At 70.7% G+C, this 25,515-nt stretch carries 24 protein-coding genes and 1 pseudogene; 13 read left to right on the top strand and 12 right to left on the bottom strand.

The genetic code is table 11. The annotated features are described in order from the left end of the window. Positions 1-96 precede the first annotated feature (96 nt). Positions 97-480: a hypothetical protein gene (locus Q0Z83_RS06925; RefSeq protein ID WP_317792965.1), complete on the top strand. Its 384-nt coding sequence runs from the start codon at positions 97-99 to the stop codon at positions 478-480. Between the two features lie 145 nt (positions 481-625). Here Q0Z83_RS06925 and Q0Z83_RS06930 read toward each other — a convergent pair whose 3' ends face one another. The 4 genes from Q0Z83_RS06930 to Q0Z83_RS06945 form a co-directional block, all read right to left on the bottom strand. Further along, the gene (locus Q0Z83_RS06930) at positions 626-2,245 is read right to left on the bottom strand and encodes a CocE/NonD family hydrolase (RefSeq protein ID WP_317792966.1); all 1,620 of its coding nucleotides are present in this window, start codon (positions 2,243-2,245) and stop codon (positions 626-628) included. Beyond that, complete coding sequence (locus Q0Z83_RS06935; RefSeq protein ID WP_317792967.1) at positions 2,184-2,840, bottom strand: TetR/AcrR family transcriptional regulator; 657 nt, start codon at positions 2,838-2,840, stop codon at positions 2,184-2,186. The genes Q0Z83_RS06930 and Q0Z83_RS06935 overlap by 62 nt, the downstream gene beginning before the upstream one ends. 94 nt (positions 2,841-2,934) lie before the next feature. Continuing rightward, on the bottom strand, positions 2,935-4,791 hold the full coding sequence (locus Q0Z83_RS06940) for an alpha-amylase family glycosyl hydrolase (RefSeq protein WP_317792968.1): 1,857 nt from the start codon (positions 4,789-4,791) through the stop codon (positions 2,935-2,937). Between the two features lie 75 nt (positions 4,792-4,866). Then, on the bottom strand, positions 4,867-6,042 hold the full coding sequence (locus tag Q0Z83_RS06945; RefSeq protein ID WP_317792969.1) for a calcium-binding protein: 1,176 nt from the start codon (positions 6,040-6,042) through the stop codon (positions 4,867-4,869). A gap of 160 nt (positions 6,043-6,202) precedes the next feature. Between Q0Z83_RS06945 and Q0Z83_RS06950 the strand changes: the two genes are divergently transcribed. The 3 genes from Q0Z83_RS06950 (at position 6,203) to Q0Z83_RS06960 (ending at position 9,194) form a co-directional block, all read left to right on the top strand. Next, positions 6,203-7,246 carry a hypothetical protein gene (locus tag Q0Z83_RS06950; protein ID WP_317792970.1) on the top strand — a complete coding sequence of 348 codons (1,044 nt, stop codon included), beginning with the start codon at positions 6,203-6,205 and terminating at the stop codon, positions 7,244-7,246. Positions 7,247-7,313: 67 nt separating this feature from the next. Beyond that, entirely contained in the window at positions 7,314-7,982 is a 669-nt protein-coding gene (locus Q0Z83_RS06955; protein WP_317792971.1) for an enhanced serine sensitivity protein SseB C-terminal domain-containing protein, read from the top strand. A 210-nt stretch (positions 7,983-8,192) separates the two neighbouring features. Further along, a complete protein-coding gene (locus Q0Z83_RS06960) occupies positions 8,193-9,194 on the top strand; it encodes a LacI family DNA-binding transcriptional regulator (RefSeq protein ID WP_317792972.1) in 1,002 nt (333 codons plus the stop codon). 64 nt (positions 9,195-9,258) lie between these two features. Here Q0Z83_RS06960 and Q0Z83_RS06965 read toward each other — a convergent pair whose 3' ends face one another. Then, positions 9,259-10,101: a LysR family transcriptional regulator gene (locus Q0Z83_RS06965; RefSeq protein ID WP_317792973.1), complete on the bottom strand. Its 843-nt coding sequence runs from the start codon at positions 10,099-10,101 to the stop codon at positions 9,259-9,261. 73 nt (positions 10,102-10,174) lie between these two features. Between Q0Z83_RS06965 and Q0Z83_RS06970 the strand changes: the two genes are divergently transcribed. Beyond that, positions 10,175-11,629, top strand: a complete 1,455-nt coding sequence (locus Q0Z83_RS06970; RefSeq protein WP_317792974.1) for an MFS transporter — start codon at positions 10,175-10,177, stop codon at positions 11,627-11,629. Here the strand turns inward: Q0Z83_RS06970 and Q0Z83_RS06975 are convergent. Further along, positions 11,513-11,851: an STAS domain-containing protein gene (locus Q0Z83_RS06975; RefSeq protein WP_317792975.1), complete on the bottom strand. Its 339-nt coding sequence runs from the start codon at positions 11,849-11,851 to the stop codon at positions 11,513-11,515. The two genes, Q0Z83_RS06970 and Q0Z83_RS06975, sit on opposite strands and share 117 nt — an antisense overlap. Positions 11,852-12,004: 153 nt before the next feature. Here Q0Z83_RS06975 and Q0Z83_RS06980 point away from each other — a divergent pair, with 153 nt between their 5' ends. Further along, the gene (locus Q0Z83_RS06980; RefSeq protein ID WP_317792976.1) at positions 12,005-12,802 is read left to right on the top strand and encodes a DUF6807 domain-containing protein; all 798 of its coding nucleotides are present in this window, start codon (positions 12,005-12,007) and stop codon (positions 12,800-12,802) included. Between the two features lie 4 nt (positions 12,803-12,806). On the opposite strand, the gene Q0Z83_RS06985 is transcribed toward Q0Z83_RS06980, so the two are convergent. Further along, entirely contained in the window at positions 12,807-13,316 is a 510-nt protein-coding gene (locus tag Q0Z83_RS06985) for a winged helix-turn-helix transcriptional regulator (RefSeq protein WP_317792977.1), read from the bottom strand. A gap of 78 nt (positions 13,317-13,394) precedes the next feature. Here Q0Z83_RS06985 and Q0Z83_RS06990 point away from each other — a divergent pair, with 78 nt between their 5' ends. From Q0Z83_RS06990 to Q0Z83_RS07005, 4 genes are all read left to right on the top strand, one after another. Further along, positions 13,395-13,991, top strand: coding sequence for a dihydrofolate reductase family protein (locus Q0Z83_RS06990; RefSeq protein ID WP_317792978.1), 597 nt, complete (start codon positions 13,395-13,397; stop codon positions 13,989-13,991). Then, a complete protein-coding gene (gene mptB, locus Q0Z83_RS06995; RefSeq protein ID WP_317797046.1) occupies positions 13,988-15,508 on the top strand; it encodes a polyprenol phosphomannose-dependent alpha 1,6 mannosyltransferase MptB in 1,521 nt (506 codons plus the stop codon). The genes Q0Z83_RS06990 and mptB overlap by 4 nt, the downstream gene beginning before the upstream one ends. A 36-nt stretch (positions 15,509-15,544) precedes the next feature. Next, the gene (locus tag Q0Z83_RS07000) at positions 15,545-16,900 is read left to right on the top strand and encodes a CotH kinase family protein (protein WP_317792979.1); all 1,356 of its coding nucleotides are present in this window, start codon (positions 15,545-15,547) and stop codon (positions 16,898-16,900) included. Positions 16,901-16,987: 87 nt separating this feature from the next. Continuing rightward, positions 16,988-17,842: an NAD(P)-dependent oxidoreductase gene (locus Q0Z83_RS07005; protein ID WP_317792980.1), complete on the top strand. Its 855-nt coding sequence runs from the start codon at positions 16,988-16,990 to the stop codon at positions 17,840-17,842. A gap of 59 nt (positions 17,843-17,901) precedes the next feature. On the opposite strand, the pseudogene Q0Z83_RS07010 reads toward Q0Z83_RS07005, so the two are convergent. Further along, a pseudogene (locus Q0Z83_RS07010) lies at positions 17,902-18,684 on the bottom strand (DMT family transporter); the annotation flags it as partial. A gap of 73 nt (positions 18,685-18,757) precedes the next feature. On the opposite strand from Q0Z83_RS07010, the gene Q0Z83_RS07015 reads away from it, so the two are divergent. Then, a complete protein-coding gene (locus Q0Z83_RS07015; RefSeq protein ID WP_317792981.1) occupies positions 18,758-19,645 on the top strand; it encodes a LysR family transcriptional regulator in 888 nt (295 codons plus the stop codon). Between the two features lie 169 nt (positions 19,646-19,814). On the opposite strand, the gene Q0Z83_RS07020 is transcribed toward Q0Z83_RS07015, so the two are convergent. Continuing rightward, complete coding sequence (locus tag Q0Z83_RS07020) at positions 19,815-20,333, bottom strand: MarR family winged helix-turn-helix transcriptional regulator (protein WP_317792982.1); 519 nt, start codon at positions 20,331-20,333, stop codon at positions 19,815-19,817. A 115-nt stretch (positions 20,334-20,448) separates the two neighbouring features. Here Q0Z83_RS07020 and Q0Z83_RS07025 point away from each other — a divergent pair, with 115 nt between their 5' ends. Further along, positions 20,449-21,072, top strand: coding sequence for an FMN-dependent NADH-azoreductase (locus tag Q0Z83_RS07025; RefSeq protein ID WP_317792983.1), 624 nt, complete (start codon positions 20,449-20,451; stop codon positions 21,070-21,072). Positions 21,073-21,177: 105 nt separating this feature from the next. Here Q0Z83_RS07025 and Q0Z83_RS07030 read toward each other — a convergent pair whose 3' ends face one another. Both Q0Z83_RS07030 and Q0Z83_RS07035 read right to left on the bottom strand, forming a co-directional pair. Next, positions 21,178-22,725 carry a cation:proton antiporter gene (locus Q0Z83_RS07030; RefSeq protein ID WP_317792984.1) on the bottom strand — a complete coding sequence of 516 codons (1,548 nt, stop codon included), beginning with the start codon at positions 22,723-22,725 and terminating at the stop codon, positions 21,178-21,180. Between the two features lie 5 nt (positions 22,726-22,730). Next, a complete protein-coding gene (locus tag Q0Z83_RS07035; RefSeq protein WP_317792985.1) occupies positions 22,731-23,600 on the bottom strand; it encodes a LysR family transcriptional regulator in 870 nt (289 codons plus the stop codon). Positions 23,601-23,643: 43 nt separating this feature from the next. On the opposite strand from Q0Z83_RS07035, the gene Q0Z83_RS07040 reads away from it, so the two are divergent. Continuing rightward, positions 23,644-24,528 carry a dihydrodipicolinate synthase family protein gene (locus tag Q0Z83_RS07040; protein WP_378078479.1) on the top strand — a complete coding sequence of 295 codons (885 nt, stop codon included), beginning with the start codon at positions 23,644-23,646 and terminating at the stop codon, positions 24,526-24,528. Here Q0Z83_RS07040 and Q0Z83_RS07045 read toward each other — a convergent pair. After that, the gene (locus Q0Z83_RS07045) at positions 24,508-25,491 is read right to left on the bottom strand and encodes a LysR family transcriptional regulator (RefSeq protein WP_317792986.1); all 984 of its coding nucleotides are present in this window, start codon (positions 25,489-25,491) and stop codon (positions 24,508-24,510) included. The genes Q0Z83_RS07040 and Q0Z83_RS07045 overlap by 21 nt on opposite strands. Positions 25,492-25,515: the final 24 nt, after the last annotated feature.

The following is a 25,515-nucleotide window of genomic DNA, read 5'->3' on the forward strand; positions in this document are numbered from 1 at the left end:
CGCGCCGGTATACCCAGTTCTAGGAATATCGGCGCGGAACCTGATCGGGAAGGCTGGTCGGCGGATCCACCACGATCACCGACGTTAGGAAAGATCATGCGCTTCTCTCGAGCGGTCGGGCTGGCCGCGGCTTTCGGGCTGGCTACCGGTGCTCTCCCGGCGGTACCCGCGGCGGCGGCCGTGACGCCGGTATGCACCCTCACCATCGGCGCCGCGTACCCGCCCTACCAGGGCTACTACCTGTTGCACGTCGGCTGCACGGTGGGGAACGTGGTCAGTTTCTCGGTGCACGGTTCCGACGTGTGGGACGACGACTGGCTCTTCACCCAACGTGACGGCTACGAGATCATCGTCGACGGGGGCAGGCTCAACGAGGACCCCGGCGCCGGGGACGAGATCTACGCCAAGGCCACGGTCCGGCTACCCGACGGCAGCACCCTCAACGTGGGGACCAACAAGGTCCACGGCCGGTGGGGCTGAAGCAGGCGACCAGGACACGTCGAGACTGTTTCGACGGGGTCGGGAACCCGGCGTCGCGCAGCACAGCGGTGTGCTTCCGCCGCCCGCCCCGGCCGCGGCGGGCGCCCTGTCGGACGACCCGCCGTGTCCTACCGGCGCGGGCAGATCATCCGGACGCTCTGCCGGCACGAACCGGCAGGACGACAGATGACGGTCGCTGCGGATCATGATGGACGGCCTGGTCCGCGGCGACCATCCGGGTAGCCACCGGATGCGGTTCCCCGGTCCCGAGATTGCGGGCGTACCGCGGGAACGCGCCACTGGACACCTGCACCCGGATGCGATGGCCGCGCTGGAAACGATGCGCGGCGGGCCACAGCCGTACCTCGACCCGACCTGCCGTGCCCGCCCCGGAAACACTGGTCAGACCGTCGCAGACGTTCACCGACCGGCCCTGCGGATCGACGTCGCAGAGCCGCACGAACACGTCGGCGAACTCCGCGCTCGACTCGAACCAGATCTCCGCGCCGACCTCACCGACGATCTCCAGGTCCTCGTCGAGCACGGCACCGGTGTAGACCAGCACGTCCGGCCGGGCCTCCAGGGCGGTGTTGTCGACCCGGCCGGCGTCGGCGACCAGGCGCACCCCACCGACCGCCGGCGTCGGATCGGCCGGGTCGTAGCGGTACCGGTCCGGCGGCGACGGCGTGGGCGCATGCACCGCCAGGCCGCCGTCGGGCTGCAGATGCCAGCGTTGCGGTGCGTACCCGTCGGGCGGCCACGACGCGAAGTCACGCCACTCCTCCTCGCCCGTCACGTACAGCCGCACCGGTGGCCGCGGTGGCGGCTGTTCGCCGCGCGCGTACGCCAGGCCGAACTCGACAGCCTCACGGACCGGCACACCGGTCATCTCGGTGTGCGTCCACGGCCCGACGGTCAGCCGGGCGGGCCGGCCGCCCTGCTGCAGCGCCCGGAAGTCACGCAGCTGACCGGGCAGGAAGATGTCGTACCAGCCGCCGATCGAGCTGACCGGGATCCCCACCTGGGCGACACGTTCGCGGTGGTCCAGGTCTGCCCATCGCGGCGACGCCGCGTCGTGGGCGAGAACATCCTGGATGTACGGCGACCGCGTGCCGATCGCGGCGGTGTCGGCGTCGCCCAGCGGTAACGTCCACAACGCCCGCGCCGTCCGGCGGGCCTGGGCGAACTGCCGTAGCATCGCCAGCGGCCGTTCCTGGGTGCCGACCAGCGCACCCCAGCCGAACGGGGTCTCCAGCGACAGGCCGTCGGCGCGCAGGAACTCCAACGTCAACGCCGACTCGGTGACCTGCGGGATCATCGCCTTCACCGCCGGCGGCAGGTCACCGGCCATGGCCCACTGCACGTACCCGAGGTAGCTCAGGCCGTACAGCACGATGGCGTCGCCGAACCACGGCTGCCCGATCACCCAGTCCAGAGTGGCCAGGCCGTCGGCGCGTTCCTGCCGCATCGGATCGAGGGTGCCGCCGGACCCGAAACCACCGCGGACGCTCTGGATCAGCACCTGAAAACCACGTTCGGCGAGCGGCCGGGCCAGTATCGCCCCGAACGGGCCGCGACGGCCGTACGGCGTGCGGATCAACGCGACCGGCAGGCCCCGCTCACCGTCGCGTGGCTCCCACCGGTCGGCCAGCAGCACCGTCCCGTCCGGCATAGGCGTCCGCAGGTCACGGTGAACCCGCAGGTCACGGGTGATCGGCGGAGGCAGTTGCAGGCGCCGCTGGATGATCCGGCTCAGGATGCTCATCGACGATCCTCTCGTTCAGGGCGGTCATCATCACCGACGTCGCCGCCAGCAGCCGGTCGGTGAACTCCTCGGGATCCAGCGGATCAGGGCCGTCCACCACCCAGCTGGTGACGAGCGCGCCCACGCCGCCGGTCACGAACGTCGCGAGATCCTCGACGGCCCGCGCGGTCAGCCGGTCACCGTGGACCGTCTGCAGCCCGTGCCGGTTGACCGGCAGGATCAGCCGCAACAGGCCCCGGTCCAAGGCGAACGCGCACGAACCGGTCAGCAGCGCGCGGTAGAAGGCCCGGTGCTGGGCGAAATGCCGGGCTACTGGCAGCGCCCGCTCCCGGCTCGCCACCGGCGCCTCGTCGGTCAGCGCGGGGAGCAACTCGCGGCGGGCGAGGTCGAGGCCGGCCTCCAGCAGCAGCGTGTCCCGGTCACCGAAGTGCTGGTAGACGACCCGGCGGCTGACGTCGGCGGCCTCGGCGATGTCGGACAGGGCCACCGCGGTGGTGCCTCGTTCGGCGACCAGGGCCACCGCCGCGCTCATCAGAGCCGAACGGGTGCGGCGGACCCGCCGATCCGTCGCCGGCTGCGGCGTGGGAAGAACCATGCCAAGATCCTGCACACCTGTTACTAAAAACTCAAGTGTTCTCGATCGGCGCGTGCCGCCGGCGGCTCCGGTCGCGGACGACGCCGGCGCCGCGTCAGGTGTACAGCACGAAGCCGCCGGCCGGGACCGTGATCTCGACGGCCTTACCGTTGCGGGACTCCACCTCGACCGCCCGGCCCTCCTCGGTGGGATCGGTGCTGAAACGGCACGTCATGGCGCCGCCTTCGGCGTGCAGGCCGGCGTCGACCGTGACCCAGGCGGTGCGTGGCCGGTCGGGATCGGTGTTCACGGCGGCTAGAACCTCGTCGTCGGCCAGGATCCGCGACCACGGCACGACGGATGACATCCGCCCGCCGAGGACCCGCGGCAGTCCGAAGTTCCGGCCGTCGCCGGAGATCTCCCGCAGATACTGCCTGCCGCGCCGCAGCGCGGGCATCCGGCGCCGCATCGCCAGGAGCCGGGCGAACTGGCGGTACGTCGGGTGGTTCTCGTCGAAGGCGTGTCCGCCGTGGCTGCGAAACGGCCCGAAGTCGCCGCCGAACATCGCCTCCCGGATGTATCGGTCGTTGCCGCCGGCGCCGTCGAAGCCCTGCTCGCTGCCGTAGTAGACGCACGGGATCCCGAGTGTGGCGGCGTTCAGGGCGAGCGCCGCGAGGGCCAGGCGCCCGCCGTCGCCGTCCGCCGCGAAGCGTGCCTTCCGGTCGCCCTTGCGTACCTGATCGTGGTCGTCGTAGCCGGTCACCACGCGGTTCCGGAACCAGGTGGCCGAGTCCTTGCCGATCTCGAAGGAATTGCGGAACAACCCGAAGTACTCGGCGGGGTCGCGGACTCCCTTGATCAGCCCTTCCAACCGGTCCTGCACGTCGGCGATACCCAGCGCGGCGTCCATCCCGACCTGCTCCAGCGTCCGGTACGCGAACCCCCGGTCTCCGGTGATCTCCGCGATCAGGTAGAAGTTGTCCTTGCCGATGCTCTGCGCGAACTCGTGGATCGCCGAGGCGAAGTAGCGGGCCGCGCCCGGGTCCATGTGCTTGACCGTGTCCACCCGGAAACCGTCCAGATCGGCGAAGGCGATCCAGTACTGGTACACGCGGGTCAACGCGCGTAACGCCGGGGACGGCTGATACCGGTCGACCGGCCCGGTGCCGAGCGCGATGTCCTTGAGCCCGAAGAAGTCGCCTTCCACGAACTCGGGATGGTGATCCCAGTCGACGATCCGGCCCCGGGCGGTGAACGTGCCCGGCTGCTGCAACTCGGCGGGCCAGACCGCGCCGTCCGGCCACGCCGTGTCGTCTACCGGCCCGAACGGAAGAAGCGGCTTGCCGCCGACGTCCCGGAAACCCTCGACGCGGTACGGGCGGCCGTCCCAGCGTGGGTCGAAGAACGAGACGCCGTCCTGCTCGGTGAGGTAACGGTCGGGGTCGTAGCCGAACACGTCGCCGGCGTGATTGACGACCACGTCGAGGATGACCCGGAGACCCTGCCGGTGTGCGGCGGAGACCAGATCGCGCAACTCGTCGGCGGAACCGAAGTGCGGGTCGACGTCGAGGAAGTTCTGGGCTCCGTACCCGTGGTAGCTGTCCGAGCCGGGCACCTGCCGCAGCACCGGGCTGATCCAGATCGCGGTGACTCCGAGCCGGCGCAGGTAGCCCAGCTTGCTCCGCAGGCCGGCCAGGGTGCCGCCGGCCCAGTCCGCGCCGGCGGCCGCCCAGCGCGCCCGGTCCGCATCAGTGGTGATCGCGTTGCCGTGGTCGGCGGCTCGCAGCGGCGGCGTCGTACCGGTGGCCACCGGCTCGCCGTCGTTGTCGAGGTAGTCGCGCTCCCGCCCGTCGGAGAACCGGTCCAGCATCAGGAAGTACAGAACCTGGTCCTCCCACGCCGCGGGTGACGGATGGAAGTCACGATCGACGAGCTGCGCGAAGTTCACGTCGGCCACTCGGCGTACGGTCATGGTCGTCTCCTCGATGCCGGCCCTCGCCAGGCTAACGCCGCCTCCTGGTGGCGCGGCCCGGTGTGTCCGGATCCATCAGAACTCGCAGTTGACGACGACCCGGCCGATGCCGCAGTCGTCACCGAGCACGTGCGACTCCCCGTTGAGGTAATCGGCGGCGTCGCCGGCGAGGAAGTCGTCGCCGAATCCGCCGTATACGGTGTCCGCGTCCTCCTGGCCGGACAGGTCGTCCGCGCCGTCGTTGCCGAACAACTTGTCGCGACCCAGGCCACCACCCAGCGTGTCGGCGCCGTCGCCGCCCTGCAGGACGTCCACGCCTCCCTCGCCGATCATCAGGTCGTCACCCGCGTCCCCGTTCAGGACGTCGTCGCCCGCCTGACCGCTGATCCAGTCGGCGCCGTCGCCACCACTGAGCAGGTCACCGTCGTTGCCACCGAGGATGGTGTCGTTGTCCGTGCCGCCGTAGAGGACGTCCGCTCCGGCGCCGCCTTCGACGTAGTCGCCGCCGCTGCCGGCCCACACCTCGTCGTTCCCCTCGCCGCCGTAGACCGTGTCGTCCCCGCGACCACCGTCGAGGAAGTCCCCGGAGGCGTCGCCGTAGACGGAGTCCGGGTCGTCTCCGCCGTTGATCACATCGGTGTCCGACCCGCCGTACAGCGTGTCCGCGCCCGCGCGGCCGTCGAGACTGTCGCGGTCCGGGCCGCCGTACATCTCGTCCGGACCGGCGCCGCCGTCCATCCTGTCCAGACCGCCGTCGCCGGTGGCGTAGTCGTTCCCGTCGCGGCCCTGCAGATCGTCGTCGCCCAGTCCGCCGTAGAGCAGGTCGCGGACTGTGCCGCCCTTGAGGACGTCCGCCCCCGGGCCGCCGGTCAGAATCGCCGGCAGAGCCGTCTCGTTGACGATCGTGTCGTTACCGTCGTTGGTGTCCACCTGCAGGAACGTCACCTGTGTCCGGTCGCACGCCACGACGGTGAGGTCGTCGCCGAGGTATCGGCACCCGGTCCTGGGCACGATGGTGACGATGTCGTCCAAGACGTAGGCGGTCGGGGTCTGCGTCACGACGACGTTGTTCGGGTCGCCCGCCGCGGCCAGGTAATAGACGGTCCCTCCCGGATACACCCACACCTGGCCACCCCCGGCGGCGTGTGCCGGGTTCGGCGCGGCCAGCACTGCCGCACCAGCGGTTGCCGCGGCCAGCAACGCGCCGCGCAAGGCACGAGTGGTGTACATGATCTCGATTCCCTTCGTCACCGTCACAGCGTCGGAGAGCCTGGTCGATCCGGGCCCACGCCGGTATGGCGAGAACTGGGTAACACGAACGGCCGAACCGCGGCGCCGAACGGCGAAGCCGGCGCCACCCATCGATGGCTGCCCATTGTTCAGTCTGCTGAACATCCGCCATACTCGCCGTGTGGTCGACGACACGGCGGTGCGTAGTGAGCGGGTCCTGCTGTGGGGTGTGCCGGCGGTCGCGCTGCTCACCGGCCTGGTGTGGATCCTCGGCCAGGGCCTGACGAGCGTGGCGCTGCTGCCCGATCAGGGCGCCGCCTGGTATGAGTGGAAGCTGCCCGAACCCACCGCGTGGACCCGGCTGTCGGCGTGGACCGGATACGCCGCCCACCAGATCGTGTCGTGGGGGCTGATCTACTACGCGCAGACCCGCTCGCGGCAGTGGACCCGTGGGCTCAAGACGGTCAACGTCGTCGCGATCGGGGCCAACCTCGGGTTCATCGCCCTGCACGAGATCCAGACGCAGGTGTTCTACGACGGGCTCGCGCAGGACGTCTCGATCTTCAGCTCGCAGGGTTCGGTCGTACTCCTGCTGGTCGCCGTCCTGCTGATGGAGAACCGCCGCCGCGGCCTGATCGCCGGCAAGCCCGCGCCCATCCCCGCCGTCGTGGTCGATTTCGTCCGCCGGTATCACGGTTATCTGTTCAGTTGGGCGATCATCTACACGTTCTGGTACCACCCGATGGTCACCACGAGTGGGCACCTGATCGGGTTCTTCTACATGTTCCTGCTGCTGTTGCAGAGCAGCCTGTTCTTCACCACCGCGCACACCAACCGCTGGTGGACGATCAGCCTCGAACTCATGGTCGCCGTGCACGGCACCCTGGTCGCGGTGATGAACTCCGGGCCGGACGGCGCCTGGCCCCGATTCCTCTTCGGGTTCCTGGCCGTCTTCGTGATCACCCAGATGCACGGGCTCGGGCTCAGCGCCCGCACCCGCTGGCTGCTCCTGGTCGGCTGGCTGGCCGGCGCCTCCCTGGTCTACTGGAACCGCGGGCTCGCCAACCTGCACGAGCTTCTGCGGGTCCCGATGGCCGAATACCTCGTGCTCGGCGTCCTCGTCCTGCTGCTCTGGCCGATCGCGCTACTCGCTCGTGCCGTCACCGACCGGCGTGGGAACGCTCCCGTCGCCACCAGTGAAAACGCCCGTCAAGACGCCATCTGAAAACGTGAACCGACGTGGCTGATGCCGCGTACCTGCTGGTGGGGGCGCCGACAGGACGGAGTCGATCATGTTTCCCACCAACACGCTCGAAACCACCCTTCTGCATGTACGCCGAGGGCAGTCACCACCGGAGGCGTTACTCTCCGCGCTCGCCGACGAGCCGGTCTGGGTGCCGTTGCCGACGACCGGGCCGCTGCCGCTCACCACCATCAACGGGTCCTCCTACGTGACCGTCTACACCTCCGCCGAGCAACTCGCGCGGGCCGGTGCCGGTCATCGCCGTCAGATCCGACTCACCGGACGTCAGCTGGCCGAACGCATCCCCGCCGACCTGGGCTTCGCCGTCAACCCCGGCTCGGCCACCAGTGTTCCGGTCGCGGCCGTCAACATCGATCGGATTCGTGGCCACCGGGCGCCCGCCATCCTCCTCGGAAATCCGCATCCGGAGCCGTACCACCTGCTCCAGGCCCTTGCCGGTGGTTTTCAGGCGGTGGCCGGAGTGCTGGAGGCCCGCCGGGCGCTGCGCCGCATCGACGACGGCCCGGAGACCCTGATGATCGGCATCCGCCCCAACCGTCAGATCCCGACCTGGCCGCGCGAGATCCGGGCCGCGGTGGAACAGGCCGCCCGCCTCACCCCGGTGGCCCACGACATCGAGATAGTCCTGCTCGACGAGCAGTCCTCGGAGGCCACCTGGATGCTGAACCGGGCCGCCCCGTTCTACGCCCGCCGCTGACGCCCGGTCACCGCGCCCCCTCGCGCGTCCGCTTCCTTCTCACGCACCCCCTCCGGCGATGATCTTCGATGCAGCCGTGCCGGATGCCGGTGTGGTGAAGGGCGCGCCATAGCCGGACGTGTGTTTCGGAGTTGCGAGGGCTGGGCTAGGCTGACCAGACGGTCAGCGGGCCGAAAAGGTTTTCAAGAACGGCATGCGGGAGAAGATTTCTTGTCAAGGGCCACTCTTCGCGACGTCGCCAAGCTCGCCGGTGTGTCGGTCGCGACCGCGTCCAAAGCGCTCAACGGGCAGCCGCAGGTCCGCGCCGAGACCCGGGAGCGTGTCATCCGCGCCGCCGAGCAGCTCTCCTTCTCGCCGAACACGCTCGCCCAGGGCCTGATCACCCAGCGCAGCGGCACGGTCGGGCTGCTGACGTCCGACCTGGAGGGTCGTTTCTCGATCCCGATCCTGATGGGCGCCGAGGACGCGTTCGGATCCGATCAGACCTCGGTCTTCCTCTGCGACGCTCGTGGCGACACGATCCGGGAGAAACACCACCTGCGCGCGTTGCTGTCCCGGCGGGTCGACGGGTTGATAGTGGTCGGTGCCCGGCCCGACACCCGCCCCTCCCTCGGCGACCTGCCCGTTCCGGTGGTCTATGCGTATGCGCCGTCCGACGACCCGGTCGACCTGTCGCTGATCACCGACAACACCGGTGGCGGCCGGACCGCCGTCGACCACCTGATCCGATGTGGACGTCGCCGGATCGCCCACATCACCGGCGACCCCGGCTACAGCGCCGCCCAGGACCGGGCCCGTGGCGCCGTCGACCGGCTCACCGAGGAGGGGCTGACCCTGGCCGGTGGCGAGGTCTGGTTCGGCATGTGGTCCGAGGCGTGGGGCCGCGGCGCGACCCGCATGCTCCTCGACAGATGCCCCGACGTCGACGCCATCTTCGCCGGCTCCGACGAGATCGCCCGCGGTGTCCTCGACGTCCTCCACGAGGAGCGCATCGACGTACCGTCCCGGGTCGCCGTGATCGGTTTCGACAACTGGAGTGTCCTCGCCGTCAACTCCCGGCCGCCGCTGACCACCATCGACCTCAACCTGGAACACCTCGGCCGGATAGCGGCCCAGCGCCTCTCCGCGGCCATGGACGGCACCGCGGCCTCCGGGGTCGAAACCTTCCCGGTCCGCCTGATCACCCGCGAATCCACCGCACCGCTGCGCTGACCGACCTGATGGTCGACCTCCGCACCGCCGTTTCGCCGCCGCCGGGCCGGATCCGGTGTCGGCGTCAGACGGTCGTGACGCGTAGGCCCAGGCGGCGGCCGAGATCGGAGCCGAGCTCCGGCGGCGGGCCGAGGCTGACCAGAGCCAGCCGCAGCACGTGCCGGATCGGGGTCGGGCCGAGTCGCTCGCCGGGCGTGACATACATCCGGGCCAGGCAGCGCGGCAGCACCGCCGGAATCCCGGCGACCCGGGCGAGACGCACGGCGGTCTCCGCGGTCGCCGCGGTCCGGGTCTGCGCGCCCATCGCGGCGAGCCGCCCGACGAGCAGATCAAGACCGAGATCAAAGGTGTACGCGACGAGCCGCCGCCCACGGTAGGGCCGTTTCCCGCGGTCCGCCCCGGCCACGCCTTCCGGGAACAGCACGGCGTAGTCGTCGCGCCCCAACGGTGTGGCGACCACCCCCGGCGGGAGTGTGACCTGCTCGGCGATGGCGACGACCGCCACGTCCAGCGAGCCCTCCGCCACCCACCCGATCAGCCGGTCACCGTGGTCGGCGACCTGAGCCACGTCACCCAGGGCCGGGAACAGCAACGGCGCCAGACTGGCGAAGGTGCCGACGGTGAGGGGCCGTTCCCGTACCGCCGCCCGGGTCTGCTCCACCAGGGACGCCAGGTGCCGCAGGATGTGCTCGGCCCGCGCGGCCATCTCCCGCCCGGCCCCGGTCGGCCGTGCCCCGGTCGGGTCGCGCACGAAGAGCCGTTCGCCGACGCGGCGTTCCAACGCGGCCAGCCGCTGACTGGCCGACGGCTGGCTGATCAGTAGTTCCCGGGCGGCCGCCCCCACCGATCCGAGCCGGGCGACCGCGCTGACCAGCCGCAGATCCTCGACCTCCGGCAATGAACCCATAGCCCCAGCCTATGACCACCACCAGCGTCCGGCCGGCTACCCGCCACCGCCGTCACCCGACACGCTCGGTCATGTGCTGAAGACGACGGCGAAACGAGACCTGGGTGCGCTGCTCGCGGCCACCTTCCTGAGCTGGATGGGGCAACGGATCACCGCGATCGCCCTCCCGCTGGTGGCGCTCGCGCAGACCGGCGACGTGTGGACCACCGGGCTGGTCGCCGGTGCGGCCGGGCTTCCGCTGCTCACCTCCGGCTGGTGGGCCGGCGGCCTGCGGCACCGGATCTCCGACGGCGGGGCCCTCGCCGTGGTCCAGGTCGGCCAGGCGCTGGGGCTGCTCATCGTGCCGGTAGCCGCGCTGTTCGGGGCGATTTCAGCCGTACATCTGGGGCTCTGTGGTCTTCTGTCGGGAGCGGCCGCGGCCCTGGCCGGGCCCGCCCGGCAGGCGCTCACCGCCGACGTCGCCGATCGTCTCGGGCCGGGTGCCGCCGCCCGCGCGCTCGCCTGGCAGGATCTCGCGCATCGGGCCAGTATGGTCCTGGCGCCGCCGCTGGCGGCCGCCGCGGTCGCGGCGACCGGCCCGGTCCCGCTGCTGTGGTGCGAGGCCGCCGGTCTGACGATCGCCGCCGTGATCACCTTGCCGGTGCGTCCGTCGCGGCGACCCCGCAAGACCGATGCGCCGGTACGGATCCGCGCGGTTCTGCGCCGGCACCGGGAATTGCGGCGGGTCTTCGTGATGAGCGGCGTGGGCGGCGCGGTCTGGTTCGCGTTCGTGCTCGGTCTGGCGGTGCTCGGTGCCCAGACCGGCCGTCCGGGGGTGCTGATCGCCGCGGGCATGGCCGGCTACGGGTTGGGTTCGGTGGCCGGCGCCGTCGCCGCACCCGTCCTGTCCACGCGGTTGCCGCCGGTGCGCACCGCGGCGTTCAGCTGGATCGTTCTCGGTCTGGCGTTCGTGGCGATCGCCGCCGTGGACGGTTCCCCGGTGCTGATCGCGGTCCTCGCCGCAGCCGGTGGACTGGCCATGCCGATCGGCATAGCGGTCGTGAACGCCCTGATCAGTTTCCGCACCACCGGCCCGGAACGGCAGGCCGCGTTCGCCGCCGAGAGCATCGTCCACGACGGCGCCGCCACGCTGGGCATGCTGGCCGGCGGCGCGGTGATCGGTGCCGCCGGTGCCCGGCCGACCCTGGTGGTGGCCGGCCTCCTGCAGATCGGCGTGGCCCTGGCGCTGGGCGGATGGTTCCCGCACCGGCCGCGGCGGTCAGACGAGGGCGGCCTCGGTGGTCGGGGACAGAATGCCGGGCCACGCCGGTCAGACGAGGGCGGTCTCGGTGGTCGGGGACAGAATGCCGGGCCACGCCGGTCAGACGAGGGCGGTCTCGGTGGTCGGGGACAGAATGCCGGGCCACGCCGGTCAGACGACGGCGGTCTCGGTGGTCGGGGACAGGATGCCGGCCACGCCGGCCGCCCGCAGTGTCTGCAGGACGTTGGCCTGCGGGTCGCGCACGGTGAAGGAACGGCCGTGCCGTAACGCCACCTGACGCCCGGTGAGCAGGCTGCGCATGCCGGCCGCGCCGAGGAACGGCACCGCGGCGAGGTCGACCACCAGGTGACGGACCCCCTCCTGCTCGGCCGCGTTGATCAGGATCAGACTGAGTGCCTCACTGACGTCGTGATCGAGCTCGCCACCGACCTCGAGCCGTACCCCGCCGTCGCCGTCGTCGTGCTTGCACACCGTGAACGGGCCGGTCATCTCACTTCCCTCCGTCGAAGCCCCGATTCTCCGGCACCGGCGGCGGGTTGCGGGGCCAGATCACTCCGATGGCGGAAACTTCCACCGCTTGCCCGTCCCCGGTCGAGGCCACTAGGCTGCCGGAAAGCGCTTTCCTGCCGGTAAGGGGTACGGATGACCGAGCTGCACGTCGACGGCACCCGGGTGGCCACCTATGTGGACGCCCCCGAACTCGACATCCGTCTCGCGCCCCGTCCCTACCTGCACCCGGTCCGCACGCTGGGCGGCACCGTCGTCACCGGCGAGCTCCCGCAGGACCACCCGTGGCACCTCGGGGTCTCGGTCACCATGCAGGACGTCGACGGTGTCAACGTCTGGGGCGGCCGCACCTACGTGCGCGACCAAGGCTACATCTGGCGCGACGACCACGGGCGGGTCCTCTCCGACGGGCGTACGCCGCTGCCCGGCGGCTTCACCGAAGACCTGCGGTGGGTCGACGCGGGCGGCGGGCTTCTGCTGAGAGAGCGGCGTTCGGTCACGGCCCGTCCGGCGGCGCGAGGTTGGCGGCTCTTCTTTCGGTACGAACTGAGCGCCCCCGCCCAGTCGGAGGTGACGATCGGCAGCCCGGCCACGAACGGGCGAACCGGGGGAGCGGGCTACGGCGGCTTCTTCTGGCGCGCCGGCGAGGGTTCGGCGGTCACGTTCACACCGTCCGGCTCCGAACCGCACGGTTCCACCGACCCGTGGCTGGCACTGTCCGTCGAGGACGCGTACACCCTGGTCTTCACCGGCCTGGACGGCGACGACCGCTGGTTCGCCCGCACCGAACCGGGAGACTACAACGGTGTCTGCGCCGCCCTGGCCTGGGCGGACCCGCTGACCATCAAGCCGGGCGTCCCGTTGAGCCGGGAGATCACCGTCCTGGTCGCCGACGGCCACCTGACCCGCGACGAGGTCGCCGCCATCGTGTGACGCCTCACGACTCCCGGACGCGGGCCGCTTCGGTCTCGTAGGCGGTGGTCAGTTCGTCGAGGACCGACGGGGTGCCGGGTGGGCGGGGCAGGCCCAGGTGCAGTTCCCGTAGCTCGTCCATGAAACGGGACCACATCGGCGGGCCGCCGCGCTCCAGCAGCTCGGCCCGGATCGACAGCTCGGGTGACGCCGGGAGGTGGCGGCGGCCCCAGGCGCCCAGGTGGGCGAGGACCGGGACCAGCTGGATCGACGGCTCGGTCAGGCTCAGCCGGAGCCGCTGCTTGTGCCCCGGATCGGGCGCCGAGGTGATCATGCCGAGCCGGGTCAGCCGGTGCAGGCGGTCGGCCAGGATGTTCGTGGCGATGCCCTCCTCGGAGCCGGTGAGCAGCGCCCGGAAGTGCCGGCGGTCGCCGAACATCATGTCCCTGATGATCAGCAGCGACCATCTGTCGCCCAGCACCTCCAGGGTGAGGTTGATCGGGCATCCGGACCGGTGCTCTTCGGTGTCTGGCATGAGTTCCTCGTTCCTCGCAAACCGATTGCAGCCTACTATCGGTTGTTGTCCGCAACCGGTTTGGTCGAGAGGAACCTCATGGCCTTCGTCACCGCCTCCATCTCCGTGTCGGCCGACGGCTTCGTCGCCGGTGTGAACCTCAGTGCCGAGAAACCGTTCGGCGACGGCCCGGTCGACGAACTGCACCGCTGGATGTTCGAGACGCCCGAGGAGAACCGGGCGGAGCTCGACGAGATCGTCGCCGCCGACGCGTTCATCATGGGCCGCAACATGTTCGGCCCGATCCGCGGCGAATGGGACATGAGCTGGCAGGGCTGGTGGGGCGACGAACCGCCGTACCACAAGCCGGTCTTCGTCCTCACCCACCACGCCCGCGAGGACCTGCCGATGGCCGGCGGCACCACCTTCCACTTCGTCACCGGCGGCATCCACGAGGCGTTCGACCAGGCCCGCAAGGCCACCGGCGACGGCCACATCGCGATCGCCGGTGGCGCCGCGACCGTCAACCAGTTCCTCGCCGCCGGACTGATCGACCAGCTCAGCCTCCAGATCACGCCGGTCGTCCTCGGCGCCGGGCAGCGGCTCTTCGACGGTGTGCCCGTGCTGAAACTGGAGCAGATCGGCTCCCGCTCGGCGTCGCTGACCACACACATCAAATACCGCGTGGTTCGCTGACCGCACCCTGGTGCGGCGCCGCCCGCCGCGATGCGCGAAGCTCGACGGCTATGGGGCGCGTGACTGTGGGTTTCCTCCGGTGGCTGGGGCTGGCCGGTTCGTTGATGCTGGCCGGTGCCGGTCGGCTCGGCGGGGCGTTTCCCAGCGCGGACCTGGAGGCCACCCCACTCAGCGTGGCCCGCGGACCCTACGGGCCGATCATCATCGGACTCTGGCTGGCCGGCACCGCGATCACCTCGTACGCCTGGTGGACCCTGCGCGACCGGGTTCCGACACTGCGCTGGGGGCTCGTCACGGCGGCACTGTGGCTGCTGCCGTTCCTGTTCACGCCGCCGATGGGCAGCCGCGACGTGTACTCCTACGCCTGCCAGGGCGAGATGTTCACGCACGGCCTCGACCCGTACCGGCAGGGCGTCTCGGCGTTGCCGTGCACCTGGTTGAACACGGTCGCCGAGATCTGGCGGGACACCGTCACCCCGTACGGCCCCCTCTTCATCCTGATCGCCGGCGCCGCGGTCGCGGTGGGCAAGACGCTGACCGGGACCATCGTCGTCTTCCGCCTGATCACCCTGGCCGCGATCGTCGTGGTCGCCGCCTGCCTGCCGGCGCTGGCGCGCCGCTGCGGCATCGCGCCGGAGCGCGCGATCTGGGTGGCGCTGGCCGGGCCTCTGGTCGGCGCGCACATGCTGGCCGCGCCACACAACGACGCGGTCATGATCGGCTTGCTGGTGGCCGGTCTCTATCTGATCGTACGGGCGCAGGCCCGCCCGATCCCGCTGCTCACCGGCGGTGTCCTGCTCGGACTCGCGGTCGCCGTGAAAGCGACGGCGATCGTCGTGATCCCGTTCGCCGCCCTGATCGCCATGCGTAAGGCGACCGGCCCGGACGGCTGGCGTGGCCTGCGCACCGAGATCGGGCCGCTGGCGAAGGCCGCCGCCCTCGTCGGCGGCTCGTCGGTGCTGGCACTACTCGCCGTGACCGTCGCCAGTGGGCTCGGCTTCGGCTGGGTGCCGGCCATGCAGGGCAGCACCACGATCATCCAGTTCACCTCGCCACCGACCGCGGTCGGCATGACCCTCACCTACGCGGGCCAGGCACTGTTCCCCGGATTCGACGCGGTACCGGCGGTACGCGCCGTCGCGCTCGTGGCGCTGGCCACCGTACTCGTCATGCTGTTCGTGGCCGCCCTACGTGACGCCGACCGGGACCGGGCCGCCCTGCGGGGAGCGGCCTTCGGGATGGCCGCCGTGGTCCTGCTGTCGCCGGTCTTCCACCCCTGGTACGCGATGTGGCCGCTCACCCTGCTGGCCGCCGTCACGCTCCGGACCAGCACCTTCATGTGGATCTCGATCGTCGCCGCGTTCTCGGTGATGCCGGACGGCGGTGGTCTGCCCCGGTTCGTGAAGTTCCCCGGCGCGCCGCTGATGACCGTGTTCCTGATCGTGCTGGCGGTCCGCTTTTACAGGCGACGCACAGCCGTGACACAACCGGATCCTCAGCAAGCGACCTTTCCTTGAGTCGTCCAGCTCCCATGGCGACGAAGGATGGCCCGCATGCCCGCTCACACCCTGTCCCGCCGGTCCTTCGGCGCCGCCCTTCTCGGGGCCGTCGGCCTGGCCGTAGCCGGCGGCTGTTCGAGCGGCTCGTCCTCCGCGGCCTCGTCGTCGACCACCGCCACCGCGGGCAGCGGCCTGTTCGACGCCACCCAGGTCCATGACATCGAGTTCACCTTCGACCAGGCCGCCTACGACAAGGTGATCGACGCCTACCTCAACGACCAGTCGAAGGAGTGGCTGGAGGCGACCGTCACGATCGACGGCACCACCTTCGAGAAGGCCGGGCTCCGCCTCAAGGGCAACTCGACGCTGCGTGGTCTCACTGAATCCGGTGCGACCGCGAGCACCGGCGACAACCGGGGCGGCGGCCCCGGTGGCAGTCTCTCCGCCGAGAAGCCACAGGACCTGCCGTGGCTGGTCCGGCTCGACAAGTACACCGACGGGCAGGAACTCGGCGGATACAACGAGTTCGTGGTCCGCTCCAACAACACCGACAGCGCCCTCAACGAGGCCGTCGCCCTGGAGTTGCTCGCCGTCGCCGGGCTCGCCACCCAGAAGTCGGTGTCGACCCGGCTCAGCGTGAACGGCGGCAGCGAGGTCCTCCGGCTGATCATCGAGAATCCGGCCGACAAATGGGACGCCGACAACTTCGCCTCGGCGGGCATCCTCTACAAGGCGGAGAGCGGCGGCGACTACTCGTACCGGGGCGACGACGCCGCCCAATACGAGGACGTCTTCGACCAGGAGACCGACAGCGACAATCCGAACCTGGCACCGCTCGCCGCGTTCCTCAAGTTCATCAACGAGTCCGACGACGCCACGTTCGCCGCCGACCTGTCCAAGCATCTGGACGTCGCCGCGTTCGCCACCTACCTGGCCTTCCAGGAGCTGGTCAAGAACTCGGACGACATCGACGGACCCGGCAACAACTCGTACCTGCGGTACACGACCGACAAGGATCAGTTCACCGTGGTCGCGTGGGACCACAACCTGGCGTTCGGCGGGATGGGCGGCGGCGGTGGCAACCGAGGCGGTGGTGGCGCTCCTGCCGGTGGTGGCGCTCCGGCCGGTGGTGGCGCTCCTGCCGGGGACGGCGGCCAGGGCCGCCGCAACGGAGGCGGTGGTCCCGGCGGGCGCAGCAACATCCTCGTCACCCGGTTCAACGCCGACAAGACCTACAAGGCGTCGTACGACAAGGCGCTCACCGACCTCAAGGCCACCCTCTTCACCAGCGGCAAGGCGGCCTCGATCCTGCAGACGCGGGCCGCGGTGCTGACCGCCGAGGCGTCCGACCTGATCAGCGCCGACACCGTGACCTCGGAGTCCGACGCCATCAAGGCCTTCTTCGCCTGACCCCGGCCGGGGCCGGCCGGCGGTGCGTGGGCCAGAAGGTTCGGATTGGCTGCGGTGCCGTGTGGGCCGGAGTCGTAGCGTCGAGGCGTGACCGTGGGATTCGTCGGGCTCGGGGTGATGGGACAGCCGATGGCGCTCAATCTCGCCCGGGCCGGGACCGAACTGATCGTCTGGAACCGGACTCCGGACCGGGCCGGACCACTCCGCCAGGCCGGTGCGACGGTGGCCGGCGACGTGGCGGAGGTGTTCGCGGCTGCCGAGACGGTCATCCTGATGCTGGCCAACGACCGGGTCATCGACGATGTCCTGGGGCGGGGGACCGACACTTTCGGCGAACTCGTGCGCGACCGCACGGTCGTCCACATGGGCACCACCGCTCCGGCCTATTCGGCCGGCCTCGGGCGGGATGTGATCGCGGCCGGTGGATCGTACGCCGAAGCTCCGGTCTCGGGGTCCCGCGGCCCGGCGGAGACCGGCGACCTGGTGGTGATGATCGCCGGAGGCGGGCCCGCGGTCGAGGATCTGCTGCGGCCCATGTGCCGGGAGATCGTGCGCTGCGGTGACGTGCCCGGTGCGCTGCTGATGAAGCTGGCCGTCAACACGTTCCTGATCAGCATGGTCACCGGGTTGGCCGAGGCGTTCCACTTCGCCGGGCGGCATGGGCTCGATCCGGGGACGCTGTCGGCGGCGCTCGACGCCGGGCCGATGGCCAGCGTGGTGTCCCGGGTGAAGAGCCGCAAACTGTGCGAACGCGACTTCGACGTGCAGGCCGCGATTCGCGATGTGCTCTACAACAACGAATTGGTGCTCGGCGCCGCGCGGGAGGCGGGCTTCGGGTCACCGCTGCTGGAGGTGTGCCGCGAGCTGTATTTCGAGACCGACCGCGCGGGCTTCGGTGGGGAGGACATGGCCGCCGTGATCCGCGCCCTGGAAGCGCGTTGACGCGGCCCGGTGCCGGCCCGGTGCTCACGTTCCACCCGCTGCCCCCAGTAGGTTCCGGCCAGCACCAGCGCGATGCCGAACCCGGCCAGCACCGTCAGGTGCTCACCGCCCAGACCGATTCCGATCAGCACAGCCCAGACCGGCTCGGTGCCCAGCAGGAGGCTCGCACGGGCCGGTGACGTCCGCCGGATCGCCCACAGTTGCACCAGGAACGCGAAGACGCTGCACCCCAGCGCCAGATAAAGGACGCCCAGCCACTCACCGGCGCCGAGGTCGCCGACCGCCAACGGCCACGCGGCGACGGTGAACACGACCGCACCCACCACCGTCTGCAACGTGGTCAGCGTGACCGTGTCGAACGACGGCCGGGCCAGTCTTCCGGAGAGCGTCACATGCGCGGCGCGGACCACCGCGGCGATCAACATCAACAGATCTCCGACCGAGGGGGTACGCAACCCGGGCCCCGCCACCAGCAGGAACACCCCCGCGGTGGCGACCGCCGCAGCGATCAGGAACCGTCTCGGCAGCCCGCCCTGCATGACCGGCGTGAGCAGGATGGTCAGGCTGATCAGCACTCCGGCGTTGGTGGCGCTGGTGAGCGACACCCCGTACGTCTCGAGGACCAGCACCGTCGCCTGCGTGCAGCCGAGCAGGATCCCGACGGCCAGCTCCCGCCGCTGCACCCTGCGCCGGAACATCAGCGGCAGCATCGCGAACATCGACACCAGATAACGAAGGGCCAGCACGACGAGTACGCCGGTCGCGGCCACCAGGGTCTTGGCGGCGAGATAACTGCTGCCCCAGACGGCGGCCACGGCCAGCAGGAGGAGGTCTCCGGTCACAGCGGCAAGCTTGCGGCCCGCCGATCCGGTAGACAAGAGGTCATCTGGTGAACCGACGATGTAGTGAGGGCTTGTGGATCCGCATCACCTGAGGTTGCTGCGCGAGCTCGGCGAGCGCGGCAGTGTCGCCGCCGTCGCCCGTGCGATGCACATCACGCCGTCCGCCGTCTCCCAGCAGCTGAACACGTTGCAGCGCTCGGCCCGGGTGCCGCTCACCGAGCGTCGTGGTCGCCGTCTGGTCCTGACCGGCGCGGGCCGGGCACTCGCCGCCGCCGCTGTCGAGGTGATGACCGCTTTAGATCGGGCCGCCCGCGCGGTCGGTGACCACCTCGACGCCCCGGACGCCCCGGTGAGTGTGGCCGCGTTCCACAGTGCCGCGCTGACCTGGTTCGCGCCGCTGATCACCAGGCTCGCCGAGGCCGGCGGCCCGCCGGTGCGCTGCGCCGACGAGGACGTGGCACACGCCGATTTCCCGGCGCTGGTCGGTGACTATGACCTGGTGGTGGCACACCGGCTGGCGCACAGCCCGCCGTGGCCGGCCGACCGGCTGACGGTGATCCCGTTGATCGAGGAGCCGCTGTACGTCGCGATGTCCGCCGACCACCCACTGGCCCAGCGGCCCCGGCTCACCGCCGCTGACGTCGTCGGCTGGCCGTGGATCAGCGTGCACGAGGGGTTCCCGCTGGAAGGGGTGCTGACAGCGATCGCCGCCGCGGCGGGCCGGCCGCTGGACATCAGACATCGGATCAACGAGTTCACGGTCACCGCGTCAGTGGTGGCGGCCGGCGAGGTGCTGGCATTGCTACCCGGCCGCACGACCACCCCGCACCCACAGTTGATGCTGCGCCCACTCGCCGACATCCCGGCCGCCCGCCACATAGACATCCTGACCAGGCCGGAGTCCCTGCACCGCGCCGCAGTCCGCACGGTCCTGGAAACCCTGAAGTCGATAGCGACCTGACCCGCCCCTCGGGCCGTTTCGGCCTCGGACCTCTCGCCCTCGGACCTCTCGCCCTCGGACCTCTCGCCCTCGGACCTCTGGCCTTCGGGCCTCTCGCCGTCGGACCTCTCGCCTTCGGTGTCCCGGCCTCGGACCTCTCGCCCTCGGACCTTTCGGCCTCGGTGGTCTGTCAGCAGGTTTCGGGTGGGGTGGGCTTGTCGCCGAGGCAGGAGGTCAGGTGGGGGGCGGCGGCGGTCAGCAGCTGCCGGCCGATCTTGGCGAGTTGGCCCACCTGTTCCGGGGTGAGGGCGTCGAACACCAGGCGGCGGGCCTCGCGGACGTGGTCGGGTGCGGTGGCGACGACCGCGTCCCAGCCGGCGTCGGTGAGAACCGCTTCGACGCAACGGTTCTCTGACGAGTCGATCGAGACCCGGCGGGCGACCCAGCCGTGTTTCTCCAGGCGGGAGACGGCATGTGAGAGGCGCGACGGTGATCCGGCGGCGAGGTGGGCGAGGCTTCCCATGCGTACCGCCCGGCCCGGCGCCTGAGACAGCGACGACAGGATCGTGTACTCGAAGAAGTTGATCCCGGCGTCCCGTTTGAGCTGGGCGTCGATGGCCGGCGGCAACGCGGTGAGCACCGCGGTCAGCGCCATCCAGGCGCTCGTCTCGTCGTCGGAGAGCCAGGGGGCGGCTGTGGGATCGCTCACGGATCAGAAGAATACGCGATCAACCACTTGAACGTTCAACACTTGCGGTGTCATGCTTCGTCTTGAACGTTCAAGTCCAACTGATCCGGACTTGACATGAAATTTGGAGAATTCGATGGCCGTTCTGCGTGTCGACGCCAGCATCCTGGGCCCGAACTCCGCGAGCACCGAGCTCGCCGACCTCGTGGAGAAGGAGCTGGGCGGCGCCCCGATCGTCCGCCGCCACCTCGGCGCCAGCCCGCTTCCCGCGGACGCCTGGGCCACCGCCATCCAGGCCGCCTACGTCCCCGCCGAGCAGCGCAGCGACGCCCAGCACGGCGCCGTCGCCCTGGCCGGTGAGCTGGCCGACGAACTGCGCTCCGCGGACGCCGCGATCCTGGCCCTGCCGTTCTACAACTACGGCGTCTCGCAGCACGTCAAGACCTGGTTCGACCTGGCCATGGCCGGCGGCGACAACGGCGAGAAGTTCCTCGAGGGCAAGCCGGTCGTGGTCCTGACCACCCGGGGTGGCTCCTACGGACCCGGCACGCCCCGTGACGGCTGGGACCACAACACCGACTACCTGCGCCGCGTCGTCGGCGACATCTGGGGTGCCGACCTGACCCTGATCGAGCGCGAGTTCACCCTGGTCGGCGTCAACCCGGCGCTGGACGCGTTCAAGGAGACCGCCGCGGTCATGCGCAAGTCGGCCCACGAGGCCGCCATCGAGGCCGGCCGGGCCCTCGCCGCGCGCGCCTGATCGCATCCGCGAGCCGCCGGCCCGCCTGATCGCATCCGCGGGCCGCTGGCCGGACCGGGCCCGAAACGTCCCGCGAGCCGCTGACGGGCCCGGACACCGGGCGGGTCATCCGGTCGGGGTGGTGTGGTGCGCCGCCTGCTGCAGGTCGAGTTCCTCGATCAGGGAACGGGCCACGTCCTCGGTGAGCCGCTGTTCGTGCACCGCCCGCCCGAGCGCCAGCCGCCGAGCCTCGAACGACGCGTCGACATCGACGGCCGGCTGGGCGGCGGCCTCGGCGACTACGGCCCGTCCCACCGAGCGGAGTCGTTCCTCCTCGGCGTTCTCGGCGGCCAGGTCGAAGCGGAGCCACCGGGCCAGCCGGCCCACGCTGGTGCCCTGCACGAGCAGCGTGCCGAGGGTGACGATCAACGCGATGACCTGGATCGCGTCGCGCCCCGGAAACGGCTCGCCGCTCTTGGTGAACTCGGGGATGGCGGCCGCGGCGGCGAGAGTGAGGATGCCGCGCATGCCGGTCCAGCTGACCAGCACGGTCTCCTTGACCGACGGTGGGGGCAGCGGCCTGCTTCGACGGCGCTGCAGCCGCGCCTCGCGAGCCTGCCGGTAGCGAGGATCCCGCTCGGCGCGGCGCAGCAGCATCCGATGCCGTAGCCGCCACCGTCCGAACAGGGCGAACACCGCCACGAAACGGAACAGCATCGCGGCCACGAGCAGCACCCCGGCCGCGACCAGGGTGCGGGTCAGCCCCGGATCGCCGTCCTCGGAGAGATCTTCGAGAACGAACTTCAACTGCAGGCCGATGTACGCGAACACGAACGTCTCGAGGAGGAAGTCGAGCACCCGCCACACCTGTTCCTCCTGAAGGCGGGTGCGGTAGCCGCCCGGGTACTGGTGTTTCGGATCGAGGGTCAGGTTGATGCTCATCGAGAAGGCGGCCATCACCACGGCGAGGATGCCGGAGGCGTGCACCTGCTCGGCGGTCAGGAACGCGGTGAACGGCAGCAGCAGCACGAGCGCCGTCTCCAGCGTCGGGTTCCCGAGTCGCTTTCGAATGATCAAACCCATCAGGGCGTACGCCGCACCGATGCCCACCCCGATCGCGGCGGCCCGCAGCAGCTCCCGCAGACCGCCCTGCCAGGTGGTGTGCGCCCCGTCGGCGGCCGCCACCGCCAGAGTGAACAGCGTCAGCGCGGTCGCGTCGTTGACCAGGCTCTCCCCGGTCAGGATCGAGGTGGCCCGCCGGGGCAGCCCGATCTCGTGACCGTGCGAGACGGTGGTGATGGTGTCCGGCGGGGCGAGGACGGCGCCGAGCACGAACGCCGCGTACACCCCGATCGACGGCAGCAGCAGCGTCGACAGCCAGCCGAGGAACCCGGCGGTCAGCACCACCACGACGACACCGAGGTAGATGATGGCCCGCAGTTTGGCACCGAATGCCGCGAACGACGCGCCCCGGGTCGCCGAATAGAGCAGCGGCGGGATGACCAACGCCATGATCAGCTCATGGTCCAGCTCCAGCTCGGGCATGCCGGGCAGGAACGACGCCGCGGCCGCGAGCACCACGATCGCCCAGCCCGGCTCGAAGCGGTGCCGCCGGGCGATCGAGGTGACCGCGATCCCGACGCCGATGATGAGAAGCAGCTGGACGCCATTCACGGAGATCAGGTTAGTGGCGGGAGTGCGGCGATGAAGGCCGCGACGGCCGGATGCGCGGCGGCACCCTGGCGGAAGGCGACCCGGGTGCGTCGGCGGGTCGGCAACGGCAGCAGTCGTACGCCGGACGGCAACCCGGCGGTGGCCAGCTGTGGAACGACCGCCACGCCCTGACCGGCGGCGACCAGGGCCAGGACGGTCCCGAAGTCGTCCACCCGGTGCCGGGCGCGGGGCGTGAACCCGGCCGCCTCGCAGAGCTTGAGCGTGGCGGTGTGGCAGAGGGTGCCCGGGCCGGCCAGGATCCACCCGGCCCGGCTGAGGTCACGCAGTGTGCCGGCGGCCGAGTCGGCGGCGACGGCCAGATGAACGGTCTCGTCGAGTAGCGGAACGCTCTGCAGGCCGGGACCGGTCTCCATCGGCACCACGTCATAGTCCTGGACCAGCCCGACGTCGAGGCGGCGGTCCCGTAGCGCGGCTGGGACCTCGGCCGGGTCCAATTCGGTGAGTTGCAGGTCGAGGGCGGCGTGGCGGTTGCCGAGCGTGATCAGGGCCGGGGTGAGCAGGGTGCGGATCGCCGACGGGAAGGCGCCGATGCGCAGCTCGCCGGTGAGCCCGGTGCGTGCGGCGGCCAGTGCGGCGCCGGTCTGTTCCAGTGCGGTCAGGACGGTTTCGCCGTGCTGGACCAGCAGACGACCGGCGGCGGTGAGCGCGACCCGGCGGCCGGTGCGTTCGAGCAGCGCGATGCCGGCTTCCCGCTCCAGGGCGGACAGCTGCTGGGAGACGGCCGACGGGGTGTACGTGTGTGCGGACGCGACGGCGGCGATCGTGCCGAGGCGGGACAGGTCGCAGAGCAGGCGGAGGCGGCGCACATCGAGCATCAGTTCAGCTTACGTATCACCTCAGGAATGTGAACTGGACCTGATGCTCGAACGGGTCGAGGCTTTCGGCATGGAACTGCGCGGGATTCTCGTACCCCTGATCACGCCTTTCGGTCTTGATCGGGAAGTTGCCCTTGACGTGCTGGAGCGGCTCGCCCATGAGGTCCTCGACGACGGCGCGGCCGGGCTGGTGGCGCTCGGCACGACTGGCGAGCCGGGGTCGCTGACCCCCGCTGAGCAGGAGAATGTGGTCGAAGTCGCGGCCCGGGTGGCGCGGGAGCGCGACGTGCCGCTGATCGTCGGGGCGCGGCCGGACCTGGCGACACGGCCCGGGGTGACGGCGGCGCTGAGCCTGGTTCCGCCGTTCGTGCGGCCCGGCGAGGCGGGTGTCGTCGCCCATTTCGAAGCACTCGCCGGAAGTGTCCCGCTGGTGATTTATCACGTGCCGTACCGGACCGGGCAGGAACTGTCGATCACCACGATTCGGCGACTGACTTCGATTTCCGGAGTGATCGGGATGAAGTACGCGACCGGCACCATCGAGGTGATCGGCGACCTTCCGGACGGATTCGCGCTGCTTGGTGGCGACGATCCGCTGATCTCGCCGATGCTCGCGACCGGCGCGCACGGCGGCATTCTCGCCTCCGCACACATCGCGACCAGGGCATTCGCCGACCTGGCAGCCGCCTGGCAGGCCGGTGACGTCGCGCGCGCCAGACGTCTCGGCGGCCCGCTGGCCGACCTGTCGCGGTCGCTGTTCGCCGAGCCCAACCCGACCGTGATCAAGGGTGTTCTAGAAGATCAAGGGCGAATTCCCACCTCGGCGGTACGGCTACCCCTCCTACCGGCAGCGCGGAGCACGGTGGCAGCCGCCCTATCGCTGTGCGAAGCACTCACCTCCGGGGTCCTAGACGGCCCCGCCCGCTGAGGCCGGCCCCGGGCCGGTCGGTTCGGTGGGCCCGGCCCGCTCCGGGCCGGCGGTCAGGTCGGCGGCCTGGTCGGCGACCACGCTCAGGAACGTGGTCAGGGCCGGTGACAGCGGGCCGTCGCGGGTCACGGTGAACAGGCGGCGGCCCAGGTCGGTCTCGGCCACCTGGCGGTAGGCCAGCGTCGGGTCCTCCGCGGGCAGGTTGAGCAGCGGCAACAGGGCGACCGCGGCCGCGTGCCGGACCACGGCCAATTGCACGTCGGCGTCGTTGGAGTGGTGCCGGACGTCCGGTTCGTAGCCGCCGAGGGTCCGACAGTTTCCGACGATCATCGCGTGGTGACCGGTGGTCTCGTCGGAGGACACCCACACCATGTCCCGCAGGTCGGCCAACGCCACCGGACCGTCCGGCACGGCCAGCGGATGACCGGCCGGAAGCACGATCAGCAGCCGCTCGGACAGCAGTGGCTCGAACCGCATACCGGCCGGTCGTGGGCGGGGATGCCCGTCGTATTCGTCACTGATCACCAGGTCGACCGAACCCAGTCGCAGGCCGGGCAGGGCCTGCTCCAACTCCAGCTCGGACACCTCCATCCGGACCAGGGGATGCTCCGCGGCCATCCGAGCCAGCGACGGGACGAGCAGGTGCCGGGCGGCCGACTGGACACCGCCGGCTCGGACCGTACCCCTGACCTGATCGCCGAGTGACGCCAAGTCGGACGTCGCCGCCTCCGCCGCGGCCAGCAGCACCCGGGCGTGCTGCGCCAGCAGCCGCCCCGCGTCGGTCAGCCGGACCCCACGCCCGGCCCGCTCCAGCAGTGGCGTGCCGACCTCCTTCTCCAGCACCGTGAGCTGCTGCGACACCGCCGACGGGCTGTAACCGAGAGCGGTCGCCACGGCACCCAGAGTGCCGCGCTCCTCGAACTCGCGCAGGAATCGAAGTCGGCGCAGATCCAGCGTAATCATGCACAAATGCTTATCATTCAACTC

It is taken from the genome of Actinoplanes sichuanensis (assembly GCF_033097365.1).
In the GTDB taxonomy this organism is placed as follows: domain Bacteria; phylum Actinomycetota; class Actinomycetes; order Mycobacteriales; family Micromonosporaceae; genus Actinoplanes; species Actinoplanes sichuanensis.